Origin of the sequence: Desulfonema magnum (genome assembly GCF_017377395.1) — a bacterium.
Taxonomy (GTDB): Bacteria; Desulfobacterota; Desulfobacteria; order Desulfobacterales; family 4be13; genus Desulfonema_C; species Desulfonema_C magnum.
Window position 1 is genome coordinate 4,847,884 of the sequence record NZ_CP061800.1, and the last position, 13,620, is coordinate 4,861,503.

General features: G+C 42.2%; 10 protein-coding genes. 5 read left to right on the forward strand and 5 right to left on the reverse strand.

Features of this window, described 5'->3' with window-relative positions; genetic code table 11:
- Positions 1 to 84 precede the first annotated feature (84 nt).
- On the reverse strand, positions 85 to 705 hold the full coding sequence (locus dnm_RS18625) for a class I SAM-dependent methyltransferase (protein WP_207678411.1): 621 nt from the start codon (positions 703 to 705) through the stop codon (positions 85 to 87).
- A 50-nt stretch (positions 706 to 755) separates the two neighbouring features.
- The gene (locus dnm_RS18630; protein WP_207678412.1) at positions 756 to 3,785 is read right to left on the reverse strand and encodes a LamG-like jellyroll fold domain-containing protein; all 3,030 of its coding nucleotides are present in this window, start codon (positions 3,783 to 3,785) and stop codon (positions 756 to 758) included.
- Positions 3,786 to 4,802: 1,017 nt separating this feature from the next.
- On the opposite strand from dnm_RS18630, the gene dnm_RS18635 reads away from it, so the two are divergent.
- From dnm_RS18635 to dnm_RS18655, 5 genes are all read left to right on the forward strand, one after another.
- Positions 4,803 to 5,714 carry an ABC transporter ATP-binding protein gene (locus dnm_RS18635; RefSeq protein WP_207678413.1) on the forward strand — a complete coding sequence of 304 codons (912 nt, stop codon included), beginning with the start codon at positions 4,803 to 4,805 and terminating at the stop codon, positions 5,712 to 5,714.
- Between the two features lie 462 nt (positions 5,715 to 6,176).
- A complete protein-coding gene (locus tag dnm_RS18640) occupies positions 6,177 to 7,223 on the forward strand; it encodes an ABC transporter permease (protein WP_207678414.1) in 1,047 nt (348 codons plus the stop codon).
- Positions 7,224 to 7,478: 255 nt separating this feature from the next.
- Complete coding sequence (locus dnm_RS18645; protein WP_207678415.1) at positions 7,479 to 8,546, forward strand: cyclic nucleotide-binding domain-containing protein; 1,068 nt, start codon at positions 7,479 to 7,481, stop codon at positions 8,544 to 8,546.
- Between the two features lie 451 nt (positions 8,547 to 8,997).
- The gene (locus dnm_RS18650) at positions 8,998 to 10,317 is read left to right on the forward strand and encodes a 3-deoxy-D-manno-octulosonic acid transferase (protein ID WP_207678416.1); all 1,320 of its coding nucleotides are present in this window, start codon (positions 8,998 to 9,000) and stop codon (positions 10,315 to 10,317) included.
- A gap of 392 nt (positions 10,318 to 10,709) precedes the next feature.
- On the forward strand, positions 10,710 to 11,780 hold the full coding sequence (locus tag dnm_RS18655) for a patatin-like phospholipase family protein (RefSeq protein ID WP_207678417.1): 1,071 nt from the start codon (positions 10,710 to 10,712) through the stop codon (positions 11,778 to 11,780).
- Between the two features lie 233 nt (positions 11,781 to 12,013).
- On the opposite strand, the gene dnm_RS18660 is transcribed toward dnm_RS18655, so the two are convergent.
- Genes dnm_RS18660 through dnm_RS18670 form a run of 3 tightly spaced genes read right to left on the reverse strand, consistent with a single transcriptional unit; the run spans position 12,014 to position 13,611 of the window.
- The gene (locus tag dnm_RS18660; protein ID WP_207678418.1) at positions 12,014 to 12,889 is read right to left on the reverse strand and encodes a radical SAM protein; all 876 of its coding nucleotides are present in this window, start codon (positions 12,887 to 12,889) and stop codon (positions 12,014 to 12,016) included.
- A gap of 9 nt (positions 12,890 to 12,898) precedes the next feature.
- Positions 12,899 to 13,336 (reverse strand): PIN domain-containing protein, encoded by a 438-nt coding sequence (locus dnm_RS18665; RefSeq protein ID WP_207678419.1) that lies wholly within the window; start codon positions 13,334 to 13,336, stop codon positions 12,899 to 12,901.
- Positions 13,333 to 13,611 carry a hypothetical protein gene (locus dnm_RS18670; protein WP_207678420.1) on the reverse strand — a complete coding sequence of 93 codons (279 nt, stop codon included), beginning with the start codon at positions 13,609 to 13,611 and terminating at the stop codon, positions 13,333 to 13,335. The genes dnm_RS18665 and dnm_RS18670 overlap by 4 nt, the downstream gene beginning before the upstream one ends.
- Between the last annotated feature and the right edge of the window lie 9 nt (positions 13,612 to 13,620).

The window sequence follows — 13,620 nt, forward strand, 5'->3', positions numbered from 1 at the left end:
ATTCATAATATTCTGTTATTAAAGGATATGCTATCTTTAACGCGGATTACCAAAGAGCCATATCGGATTTGTTTTATGGTGGTATTAATGTGTTATGAGAACTTTACAATCGAATATATGCTTTTTTTTATTTATTATAACTGTCGAATCAAACACTTTGTAAACAGATTCCACCTTTTTCCAAATTCCTAAAGGTCTTTTTCCATGCCTGTACATTGAAATTATAAACAAGCCATCATCATTAAGAAATTTTTCGTAATATTGCAGTATTTGTAAGGGATTATTAAAATAATATAATGTTTCTATGATCAAAATTGCGTCAAAACGTTCTTTTGTAACAAACTCTGCCCCCTCAGTATTTAGAAAAATCGTTTTTTCATCCGCCCTGCTGTATGCTTTTTGAATTGCTTCTTTTGAAATATCAATACCAATATATTTAAAATAGTTATCCTTATTGAGCGATTCGGTCAGCAATCCTTCCCCACATCCGACTTCTAATAAGGTTCCTCCTGGTTTTAAGCGATGTACATATCCTGCCATGATGCTGAAACGCCCCAATTGATCCAGATATTTCAGGTAACTCCATTTTCCTTGTCTATAGGTATTTTCCCAATATCCATCTGGGGAAGAAACACCATACCCTAATTTCAACCACAACTTGGTTTTATATTTTTTATATTGATTGTGAATAATAGTTTTTATCAACGATATTTTTCCCTTCTTGTATAATTGAAAAGAATTCGAAAAGATAGAGTTTAGAAAGCGTTCTCAACGCCCTCTGCATATTCAAGCGCCCCTGCATCTCGACATTTTCCCATTATGGGGCGTCCATAAAAATCTTTAAGAAATGGGCCATTAAATTCCCAGTTGTACAATTCGTCAATAGTTGTCTCTGCATTTTCAAGCGTTCCTCGTGATATACGGAGAAAATCAATAGCACCTTTGAAAAATTTTTCTTCTGATCCCGTAGTTTTTCCTACAGTGAAGTTTGTCGTATTGGATAAAGATGTCTTGTTATCCATAACCCCTTTCCAATATCCATTGGAAAGCTTGCCATCCACATAAATATTTATTCCCTTGGATATTGTTCTGTCTGCTTCCGCAACAACATGATGCCATTTTCCATCGTTAATCTTATCTGCACTTGATCTGGAACATTCGGACCTGCCAAAATGTAATCCCAGTCTTATTCTTCCGTTCTTTTCAATATCCAGTATATAACCCTTATCATCACGCTTACAAACAATGCCGCCTCTGGTAAGTCCTTTATCGGTTTGGAAGATCACTTCAATAAGAAAATTATTCGTTCCCATATCCACAGTGACACGTTTTTTACCATTGTAGTAACCCTGACATGGACGTCTTTCTTTACATCTTAACTTTGACCAATTGTATCCTTTTTTCAGAAAATCATCGGGGATGTCACAATATTGGTTTTTACCGTTAAAGCAGAGCGCACCTTTTATCCAATCTTCAAGAATTCCAGATTTAAAATCAGAGCGACTGATGTTATGCGTTATTAAGTCGTTTCTGGGAATATCTTGATACATAGATCTGTGGAACCACTCCTCATTCCAGTTTATATTTTCCCCCAGAATTATTTTTGGATTATCAGGATGGTGAAAAAATCCCCATTCCCCCACAACAGCATAGAGACTCCAAGGAACAAAAACCTTTGCACCACTGTCAATTGCAACAGAATCAGGCTTTAAACGAAAATCATGCTCCCTTTCATTTATCACCGGAGTGTCTTTGACTACTTTACCCGTTTCTGGCACTCTGGCGCTATTTACTTTGAGATTTCTTTTCCATTTATCCAAAGAAGGAAAAACTATTTTTCCAAGTTTGCCAAAATGGGAAGGGGCTCCTTGAAAAATATTTTTTGCATAAGCAAGGCTGTTATATTCAATTATCTCTGGTTTTGGCTCATGCTGAATGAATTTATGTCCCATATCCAGCACTAAATTACCGAGGTAATAGCAACGGTTGTGTTGTGTCATCCCCTTATGAAGTCCGACACCAAAGCGATACATGGTATTGTTAAACACAGTATTCATAAAACCCATGGCTTCCTTGAACGCACATGAATTGTAGATACGATCAGTTACATTATTGTTCTTACCCCATAGAATATTGTTGAAGGCATAACCTTTGTACTGACCATCAAAGTAAATTCCGATTCCGAAACTGTTTGTTCGATACCAGTTTTTCTTTTCAGCTCTTCGGTAATGCCCATGTTTATAACCAACCGGATTTCCTGAAATGTTACAATACACATAGCTTGGTCCGCCCATCCAGGATGCAATTCCGCCGTAGTCCTGAATTCCAAGTAGGCTGTTCGTAACTTTGTTGTGATGAATCAGTGATCTCATCAGAGGACGTTCGACTTCTCCTCTTGAATAGTCACTTCCGGTAAAAACAAGTATGCCCGCTCCCCAGCTTCGATCAACGACATTTCCGGCAACTTCAGTCAGTTCTCCGCCCTCAACATGCAAGGTATGAGAACCAATTGCTCCGCGATTCAGTGATCTGTATCCCACATTTTTTACTCTGTTTCTAAGTACACTCACATGGATAAGTCTTGCCCCGGTCTTTTTAAGACGATAATGGCTTCTTCCATTTAAAAGAGCAACTGCCGGACCATCAATATCATGAATATAGTTGTCCGATACTTCGATATAATCAAGTCTATCTCCTTTTTTTTCCGGGTAAGCAACCACCCCGGCCGGTGCATTACTGATTTCCGAATTAAATATTCTGATGTTTGAGCAGTTTCCAATTATCCGAATTGCAGATGCATATAAAACAGAATGACGAGCTTTTTTGGCACCACAGCTTATTGCGTTTGAAAATCCCAAGTCAATGCCTGAAATTGTTATATTACTTTTATTTTTTATATCGATTAGGACAAACTTTTTAGCAGCTTCTGTAATTGAAACATTAGGATTGCGGTCTTCCGGAAGTCGGATGAAAACTCTTCCAGATTTATTCCCTTTTTCCGCGTAATAAAATTCTCCCGCACTATCCAAAAATTTCGGAAGATTCTCAAGATAGTAACGATCATACTTTTTGGGTGTATTCATTTCGCGATGATAATTTACCCGAAGTGAATGCTCCGAGGGATCATATCCGATGACTTTGTCAGCATCTGGTTTGGGCATTGACTCCTTTTCCGACCAGATCGTCGCACCGACATAATATTCAGGATCATTCTGGCTGAGATGTTTTATATCCGCTAGTCGAAAAATCACATCATACACGGATACTTTAAGCACCTTTGCTTTGATCTTTCCATTTGTAATATATGATCCCTGCCTTATTTCTCCTTTTTTCCAGTTCCATGCATCAATTTTGATATAGTCTTTTCCAATTTCGGTGACGCTGTTGTTATCTTCCCCCAGATTCTTCCAAGCCGTGCCGGTAATCCGATCTCCCACCCTAAACTTGTAAGCTTTGTCAAGATAAATTCTGACCTCAAGAATGCTGCCACTCAATTCCCACCATTCACTCCTCGGATCATCAGTATCAACTATTTTCCAATCTGGTGTTCTGGCAATGGGGATTCGAATCACTCTGTCACCCTGAATTTCCCATAGCATACAAGGCACAAAATTTTTGTCTGTGTCAATATACCAAGTCTGATGTCTCCCCACAGATGGTATTTCCAGACATTCTGAGTCATTACATTGTTTCCAGCCATCTTTTATTTGAAGTGATCCATATATGCTTGCTTTTCCTTTTCCCCATGACGGATCCATGCTGAGGTGAATCGGATCATTAGGCAATCCTGATTCCTTAGCTGTCAAACCCCCTCTATATATCACTCCTTTTTTGAAGTAATAGGTATGAATTCCTCTGCAATTAGCAACGTTTCTTTCAGCGGCTTTATCCCATGGATGATGTTTCCAGGGCTTGTTTTTGGTACCAGGATTACTATCATTGCCATTTTCATAATCAATATAACGGGGTTCAGAGTTTGGTTTAACTGTGTAACTTCTTGGTTTCCATTTAATATCCGGATATTCACCATCTACTTGGAACATATTTGCGGCGATATGTTCTCCCGGCAATAACACGATGCTTCCCATGAAAATTACGGATAGCACAATCATCTGAAAAATTAAAATTGTCTTTCGACTTTTCACTATTAACTCGAATGATAAGTATGGCAGTGATGTTCTGAATCTGAATATCTTTTAATAGTTATCTTATTGATTCAAATGGTTATAATGGCTTATATCCAGTTTTAGAACTCATTATTCATCTACTTCTTTATTTTTAAATATTAATATGTTATGGTGATAAGCTGTAATATTCGTCGGTTATTATAATGATATTAAATAATAAAAAGTCATATTCACTAACTGCAAAAAGGTTAAATTGCTACATAAATAATTAATATTGTTTAATATAAAATTAATAGAAGTCCATTTTTATTAAACCGAATAATGGGTTAAAACACTATCAATAATTTAATAAATAAAGTTAAATTTACTAAACAATATTCAGACTGATATATTTTTAATATAATAAATATACTTAAAACTTTACAGATTTGTCAATAAAAAATAATTCTGATTATATGGATTCGGAGAAAAAGCAGCCTGCCGACAGATACTGAATCACCCAATAACAATCCGAATATCAGACAGCAGGGATTGTTGGAAATCAGGTATGACAGAGATTATTAAAATCAAAAAGTTATATATGATAAGCTATGTCAGAACCTTTCTAAAATCCATTATCATTAGGAATAATATATTTTGTAGCATTCAGCAATAAAATATGTTAAAGGCAGAAACATGAACACCATACTTGAAGTCAGAAATTTGGTAAAACATTATCCCGGGGTGAAAGCTGTGGACGGGCTTGATCTGTCAATTCAGCCCGGAATCTGCTTTGGGCTTCTGGGACCCAACGGGGCAGGCAAAACCACCACTATTGAAATTATTGAAGGCATCATTTCACCCACATCAGGTGAAATTTTTTATAAGGGGTCCCCCCCGACATCTGATTTCCGTGAAGAAGTCGGTATCCAGTTTCAGTCCACATCCCTTTTGTCTTTTCTGTCCGTGCGTGAGACACTGGAAACCTTTCATAATCTGTACCGAAATCCCATGCCCCTTGAAGAACTTGTCAGTCTCTGTCAGCTTGAGGATATTCTGGACCGCTACAATGACAAAATTTCAGGGGGACAAAAACAGCGCCTGATGCTCGCCATGGCCCTGGTGAATGATCCTGAACTGGTTTTCCTGGATGAGCCGACAACCGGTCTTGATCCCCAGGCAAGACGCCATGTGTGGGAAATCGTTGAAAAAATCAAGACAAGAGGAAAGACGGTTGTGCTGACCACCCACTACATGGAAGAAGCCCATATCCTTTGCGATGAAATTGCCATTGTTGACAAGGGAAAAATTATTGCCAAAGGGTCGCCGGATGATCTTCTGAACAAGCATTGTTCCGGTGTTACTGTCAGCCTTCCGAGGGAAAGCTTTCCCAAATCTCCGGAAGAAATTTTTCCCGAGGGGAGCGGCAAATGCGGTGCCTGGAAGTTGTTTGAGACACAGAAACGCTATGAATTTCGCACAAACAACGTCAACGAATGTGTGAATGCGCTCTTAAATATCGGAACCGACCTGTCTTATATGACAGTGCGTTCTCAAAATCTTGAAGACCTTTTTCTTGAACTTACGGGGCATCAGCTCCGGCAATAGTTATGAACGTGTTAGGTGTTAAGTATTGTTAGGTGTTAGGTGTTAAGTGTCAGGTGTTAAGTGTCAGGTGTTAAGTGTCAGGTGTTAAGTGTCAGGTGTTAAGTGTCAGGTGTTAGGTGTCAGGTGTTAAGTGTCAGGTGTTAGGTGTCAGGTGTTAGGTGTCAGGTGTTAGGTGTCAGGTGTTAGGTGTCAGGTGTTAAGTGTCAGGTGTCAGGTGTTAAGTGTCAGGTGTTAGGAAAAACACTGACACATTCAGATTTCGTTCGGTCCGGAGTGCCAAAGTTGCACTTTGGCAGATTTCGTTCGGTCCGGAGTGGCAAAGTTGCACTTTGGCAGATTTCGTTCGGTCCGGAGTGCCAAAGTGCAACTTTGGCAGGGCCTCGGAAATATTGCCAAAGTGCAACTTTGGCACTCCGGAAGGAAGCCTTTATTGCAAAACAGTCTGAAACTCTGAAAAATATTATGCTAAAACGTTTTTGCTCCATTTTTATCGCGCGTAATAAGGAATATTTCCGGGACCGTGCTGCTTTTGGATGGAATTTTTTGTTCCCATTTCTTATCATAGCGGGCTTTGCCATCATGTTTCAGCGGGACGGACACACCGAATACAAATGCGGCGTGATTCCGTCGGAAAATCCCAAAAAGATTCATGAACCGCTTCCCCACATATTAAAAGATATAACGCTTCTGAAGTTTGTCGAATTTCAGAACCGTGATATCGGTTTTGAAAAGCTTAAACATCACAGGCTTGACCTGGTTTTGGAACAAGGCTCGGATCCGCTCCGCTATTGGATCAGCGAGACTTCACCCAAGGGAACCGTGGCGGAAAGTCTTCTTCTGAAGGCCCTTTATGACCCCGGATACCTGGCAGACAAAGTGAGCAGAGAAAGTGTGAAAGGGCGACAGATTCATTATATAGACTGGCTCTTTCCAGGGATTCTTGCCATGAACATGATGTTCAGCGGGCTGTTCGGTGTGGGATATGTCATCGTCCGCTACAGAAAAACCGGCGCTCTGAAGCGATTTAAAGCCACTCCGCTCACGTCTTTTGAATATCTTACTGCACAGGTGGTGTCGAGAATGTTTCTTCTTCTTTTCACCAATGTCATTGTGTACGCGGGATGCGCCTTTCTGTTCAACTTCCACTGTCAGGGGTCATACTTTGATCTGATACTGCTGTTCAGTCTCGGAAGTGTCAGCATTATTTCGCTGGGGCTTGTGGTCGCGGCAAGAGCCAGCAGCGAGGAATTTGCAAGCGGTATTCTGAACATGATCACCTGGCCCATGATGTTTCTTTCCGAAGTCTGGTTCTCACTTGAAGGCACTCCTGACTGGGTTCGCACGTTTTCCCAGTTTTTTCCGTTAATTCATGTCACAGAAGGAATGCGGCGGATTATGAACGAAGGTGCCAGTATCGGGGACCTTGGTTTTCAAATCATGGTACTGTCAATGATGTCAGTGATATTCATGCTAATCGGTTCAATATTGTTCAAATGGACAAAAGAGTGAAGCAGCCCCAGAAAGAGAAGAGAAGATTCTGATTATAACGGATTTTGGGGAGGCCCCGGGAAAACCGCGGAATACACGGAAAAAAAGACGTATGTTCCGGATTCTCCGAAAGATCCCCTTGTACAAGCTCGGGGCGGGTAAATGGAAACCGCCCGGAAGCGCCCGGAACCGCTCGTTGAGCTTGTCGAAACGAGCCGCCCCCCCCCAAAATCCGTTATAATCAGAAAAGATTAAAAAAAATAAAGAGGTGATGGAATGCGTATTTCTGAAGTCATTTTTAGAATTATCGAGGAGAAGAACTGCCCCCTTTATGAAGAGGGGGATGAATTTGAACTGTCAGGTTTGTCCCTTTCGTTGCCCCTTGATAAATCTGCTTGTATCAGACTTGTAGGAGATATAAAAGAAGTTCTCACATTATGTGAGAGTCTTAATGAATCCGGAAAAGATGAGGATTATGGAAAATTTGACTGTAGCGGTTGCACAGGATCCGTCTGGTTAGAGTATAGAAAAGGCGAGAAAATTACCGACACCGGAACCATTACAAGAGATGATTATGAAATCAGCGCCACGGCAAATCTGCTGGGCAATTTTTCAATGTTCAGGGCGCTTGACAAGCGCAGTATCAAACAGATTGTTTCCACTCTGAAACTTAAAAAATTTCCCAAGGGGATTCCCATAATCAAAAGAGGGGATCCCGGTATCAATCTCTTCATCATTGTCTCCGGAAAAGTTGAAGTATTAGGTGATGACGGACTGAGCATCACCTTTCTGGAAAAAGGGGAGGTTTTTGGTGAGATGAGCCTTCTCAGTGGTGATCCTGTGGGCGCGACAATAAAAGTTGTGGACGATGCAAAGGTTTTATATATTAATGGTAAGGATTTCAGAAAAATATTAAACCGATTTCCTTCTCTTCAGATGTATTTTGCCCGTCTGCTTGCCCGGAGACTTGCCCAGACAAATATTGTAAGGTCCGAAGAATATGCATCCGGAATGGTGGGAAGGCTTTGTGAAATGCCGCCTACGGAATTGTTTCAAACCCTGAATCAGAACCAGAAAACAGGTATTTTAACATTACAGCATATGTCCAAAGGTGCCGCGACTTTCTCTTTCAGAGAAGGAGGGCTTATTCGCGCCAAATATGGTGAAAAACAAGGACAGGAAGCCTTTTTTGAAATATTAAAGGAAGATGACGGGCGATTTAAGTTTGTTCCCGGGCTGCCGCCAGAAGACATGGATACTCCTGAACTAGCTGATTTTATGTGGCTTTTAATGGAGGGATTAAATAAAATAGACGAGGGAAAGGAGAAAGTATGTCATCTGTAAATGTCAGACGTCCGCAAAAACTGGAAACAAGGAGTGCCAAACTTTCAGTTTGGCAAAGCATAGAACATTGTCAAACGGTGTAAGTTTGACACTCCGGAAGTCTGAGAGGAACAAGGAGTGCCAAACTTTCAGTTTGGCAAAGCATAGAACATTGTCAAACGGTAAGTTTGACACTCCGGAAGTCTGAGAGGAACAAGGAGTGCCAAACTTTCAGTTTGGCAAAGCATAGAACATTGTCAAACGGTAAGTTTGACACTCCGGAAGTCTGAGAGGAACAAGGAGTGCCAAACTTTCAGTTTGGCAAAGCATAGAACATTGTCAAACGGTAAGTTTGACACTCCGGAAGTCTGAGAGGAACAAGGAGTGCCAAACTTTCAGTTTGGCAAAGCATAGAACATTGTCAAACGGTAAGTTTGACACTCCGGAAGTCTGAGAGGAAAACAGGATATTTATGTCAAAAAGCATAACAGTCAAAACAGCTTTCTGGCTCTATAATGCGGGCTGGAATCTGGCTATGCCGATACTTCGCCGAAACCAGCGGCTTGCCGAGGGCTTTGAGCAAAGAACCCTTCGTGAAAATATGCCGGAAAGCGCGGACATCTGGATACAGGCCGCGTCCGCGGGAGAATCCTATCTGGCATGGCTGCTCATTAAAAACTTAAAACCTGATTGCCCCATAAAAATTTTGCTGACATCCAACACCCGCCAGGGAATGGAAATTCTGGCGCGTGCCATTGATGACATCAGCCCGAATGACAGGGGGGTGAGCGCCCGGGCTGCCTATTTTCCTTTTGATAAACCCGCAATCATGGAAAAAGCAGTCAGATTTGTTCGTCCCCGGATCATGGTTCTGCTGGAAACGGAGCTATGGCCCGGCCTCCTTTCAGCATTAAAAAAATATGGGTCTGAAATCCTGCTCATAAATGGCAGAATCAGCCCCGGAAGTCTGGAGAGATATTGCTTATGGCCGTCTTTTTGGCATTCTCTGAGCCCGGATAAAATTCTTGCTATTTCTGAAAACGACGCCAGACGATTTGGCACTTTATTCGGCATAAAACAGCCAGATGTGATGCAGAACATGAAATTTGACCGAATTGACAGGGCAGACGCCTGCCTGAAAAATCCGCTTGAAAAAATTTTTCCTTCTGACACCCCTTTGTTGGTACTCGGTTCCACCAGACAGGAAGAAGAACCCCTTATTGAAAAAATCATTCTCAGCATCCGCCGCAGACACCCTGACGCAGTGATCGGACTGTTTCCCAGGCATATGCACAGGATAGAACACTGGAAAGCGGCTCTGGATCGAATGGAGATTCCCTGGACCCTGCGCTCTGAACTTACAGATAAGACTCAGAAATCTCCTTTTAACGGGATAACCATTCTCTGGGATATGTTTGGCGAGTTATCTCTGGCTTATGAACTCTCAAAAGCAGCGTTTGTGGGCGGAAGCCTTGCGCCTCTGGGCGGACAGAATTTTCTCGAAGCCCTGGTATGCGGCGTGATACCTGTGATCGGTCCGTTTTGGGAAAATTTTGCCTGGGTCGGTCATGACATTTCAAAACAAGGGCTTGTTCACGTTGCAGGAGACTGGAAAGCGGCCGCGGATATGTTGACAAAAAATATGGAATCGTCTCCGCCGCATGAAGCAGTACGCGAGGCGGCCCTTACCTATGTGAAAAACCGACAGGGCGGGACGATTCAGGCGTGTAATCTTATTCTTCAATGCCTCAGTCAGTCCTTTTTTCGGAAATCATCACTTCCGTATCTCTGAACCACCCGGAGAAATCGAAAATTTTTGTAGGTCTCACCTTACGCCGGTCCAAAAAAACAATTCACTCAAAAATCAGGTAATTCTGACCCTAAAATCAGGAAAATCCCTATTGTATTTTATCAAATATCAATATAGAAATGATCAAATCTGACCGAAATTACAAGAAAATTTAATTGATATAACTTTTAAGAAGGAACCACAGCTAACTGTCCGGCTTTGCTGTGGCGAGTCCGGCCTCATCAATCAGATTTTCTGTCGCTTCGGAGTGCCAAACTTACAGTTTTGCGATTTTTCCAATGCCCCCCGGGCCAGGGCCTTTCTGCCAAACTGTAAGTTTGGCACTCCGGACAATTTTTTTTAGTCTGTATCAAACTTTGATAAGGAGTTTTTTTATGAAAAAAAACAAAATTGCCATTGCCTGCCAGGGAGGCGGCAGTCAGACAGCATTCACAGCGGGTGTTCTGAAATCATTTTTTAAGAACGATGTTCATAAAAAAAAAGATATTGTCAGTTTCAGCGGGACTTCGGGCGGAGCCGTGTGTGCCACGCTGTCATGGTATTCCCTGCTAAAAGCCGAAAACGGAGACACCACGCCTGTTGATCAGAGACTGACGAATTTTTGGAGAGACAATTCCACCCAGAACCCCATGGAAGAAGCATTTAACGATTCTCTGGTTAAATCCGTCCAACTCATTGACAAAGGAATGATACCGGAATGGAAAATCAGCCCGGATTCGTTTTTCAGCAAAACAATGCTTTCCGCGTCTGAGGCCATGCTTCCGCGTAAAGATTTCTATGATTTTAAGGGATTGCTGGAATCGTACATAGATTTCAAGGAACTGAAAACCCTGGTTAAGCCGTCAAGCCCTGTTCTGATGCTCGGAGCAGCCAATGTGCTTTCCGGAGAGTTCAAGAAATTCAATTCTCGGAAAATAGATGAAATTCAAGTTGAAGCGATTCTGGCATCGGCTGCGGTTCCTTCAATTTTTCCCGCGGTGCAAATCGGAAAAGACGCTTACTGGGATGGCCTGTTTTCCGACAATCCGCCCACAGATGAACTGCTGGATCGGGATTTTGTCGGAGAAAATCACATACCGGACGAACTCTGGGTCATTCAGATCAACCCTAAAACCTGCAAGACTGTCCCCAGAACCCCCGCAGAAATTGCTGACCGCCGTAATGAAATGATCGGCAATGAATCCCTGTTTCAGGACCTCAAACATATTCATATGGTAAATAAATTCCTGAAAAAAAGAGCATTTACCAAAGAATTTGTTGAGCAACGCAAATTAAAGCCAGTGGATATTTTCATCATAGAAATGTCGCAGGAATTGCTGGACAACCTGGATTATTCCTCCAAGCTGAACCGCAACGCAAAGTATATCCGACATCTCATGGAAGATGGTGAGAAACAGGGGGAACGTTTTTTGAAAAATCCGTCTGAGATGAGACATTCACTTTGAAACTTGACACTTAAAACTGATGTCAAAGGAGAGAGAGGCTTGTTGTGATTTTTTTCGGGGAACCGGTTCGAAACTGGTTCCCCGTTTTTTTTGCGGAGTTCGCTTGTGAAGATGCCATATCAGGCGAGCCGCTTCACTTTCAAAGTGTTCTGAATTTGGATGCTGACTCATATTTACCGAACTGATCCGTATGGCTGTATGATTCACCTCCGGAACCGGAATATCGCCTGTTTTCATGTGGTTCCGATAAAAAACGGTCTGAAAGAGGATTCATCCCTTTTCAGCGACATATTTATTTGTTCAAGAAATTTCGTTTTTTCCCGGGGAAGTCTTCCCTCAAGATTAATATAGTTCGTGTAATGATCGCTTGCCAGATACGAACGGGCTTCAAGGTTTTCTATGAGCAGCCCGGTTTCTTTTAAAACCTCATGAGGACCGAGCGGCTGAAATTCACCTTTTTCAATTTCTTCTAAAAGCGGTGTGTTGATTTTCGGAACAAGGGTGCGAAGCCTTATAAAATCAGGTTCCACATTATTCAATACCTTTGCAGTCTCAATCGCGTGAGGCTCTGTTCGGTCTTTGCCACCAATACCCAGAATCACATACATGCTGAGTTCCATGCCCGCTTCCATGATCCATTTTCCTGCCTCGGTCTGCTGCAAGCTGTGTGTCCCTTTTCTGATACGTTTCAGTATCACATCATCGCCGGATTCCAACCCCACATGAATCCTTGAAAGACCGGCCTCGGCCAGACGTTTCAGATCTTCCAGCCCTTTTTTATGGATAAACTGCGAAGAACCATAAACAGTAATTCGCTCCAAATGCGGAAAGGTCTTTCTTGCAAAAGAACAAATTTCGCAGAGATCATCTGTCTTCATGGCAATGGTGTTTCCCGCGGGAAAAAACAGGGTCCGGACATATTCTCCGTAAATTTCCCGTGCTTCTGATATGTCTTCCTTTATGTCCTTGTTTTTTCGTATTTTAAACCGGGGGCCGTTTTTGTAGATCATGCAGAAGGTGCAGCGATTGTGGGGACACCCCGCGGTGGCCTGAATTAAAAGCGAGTTTGCCTCGCTGGGAGGACGATATATGGGGCCTTCGTAACGCATAAATAAAACCTATGGAGAAACAATTTTACCGGCAAGGTCGGGATATACGCTGAGAAAACTCTCTTTGTTAAGGGTCACGACCTTGTCAATGTTTACTTTAAAAGCAGTGTGCAAAATCAATGCCGCGTCATAAATCATGCCGCCGACAATTCCCAAATCAGACAAATGTTCGATGATAGCCGCGTAGTCCTCGACAGACAGCGACACCACCTCAAATGAATCAAGAATATTGTATCGGATCAGTTGCCGGGCCGCCGGCGGGGAAATACGAGGCTGAATAGGCAGCGTGGTCAGAATTGCATAGAGTTCAGCAAGGGAATGGGCCGCCACAACACCGATATAATTTTTGTTTTTCACTTTTTCCAGCCAGGGAAGCGCTTTTGAATGGATGGGATGAGATTCAACCATGGCTGCCACCAAAACTGAAGTGTCAGGCAGAATTTTCATAAATTAACTCGCTCTAATCGTTCGCTTTTGTGATGATCACGTTCATCTTGGGTGATATTTGTCAGGTCTGTCAATGGTTTGCCTCTGGCCATGAGTACGCCGTTTTTCTCAACCAGTATTGTTTTCTGAGGCTGGATGCATAATCGCACATCTTTATCCTCTCCTTTTTCCACAATCAGCGTCATTCCCGGCAACAGTCCTAATCGCCTCTGTATCTCAGGAGGAATCAGAATTCGTCCCTGGACATCTAATGATAATTCAATTTGCTGGGTCATTTTTTCTCC

Excerpts from the sequence above, each read along its gene's own strand:
- dnm_RS18635 (WP_207678413.1), top strand. The coding sequence starts at position 4,803 with ATGAACACCATACTTGAAGTCAGAAATTTGGTAAAACATTATCCCGGG.
- dnm_RS18640 (WP_207678414.1), top strand. The coding sequence starts at position 6,177 with ATGCTAAAACGTTTTTGCTCCATTTTTATCGCGCGTAATAAGGAATAT.
- dnm_RS18645 (WP_207678415.1), top strand. The coding sequence starts at position 7,479 with ATGCGTATTTCTGAAGTCATTTTTAGAATTATCGAGGAGAAGAACTGC.
- dnm_RS18650 (WP_207678416.1), top strand. The coding sequence starts at position 8,998 with ATGTCAAAAAGCATAACAGTCAAAACAGCTTTCTGGCTCTATAATGCG.
- dnm_RS18655 (WP_207678417.1), top strand. The coding sequence starts at position 10,710 with ATGAAAAAAAACAAAATTGCCATTGCCTGCCAGGGAGGCGGCAGTCAG.
- dnm_RS18660 (WP_207678418.1), bottom strand. The coding sequence starts at position 12,889 with ATGCGTTACGAAGGCCCCATATATCGTCCTCCCAGCGAGGCAAACTCG.
- dnm_RS18665 (WP_207678419.1), bottom strand. The coding sequence starts at position 13,336 with ATGAAAATTCTGCCTGACACTTCAGTTTTGGTGGCAGCCATGGTTGAA.
- dnm_RS18670 (WP_207678420.1), bottom strand. The coding sequence starts at position 13,611 with ATGACCCAGCAAATTGAATTATCATTAGATGTCCAGGGACGAATTCTG.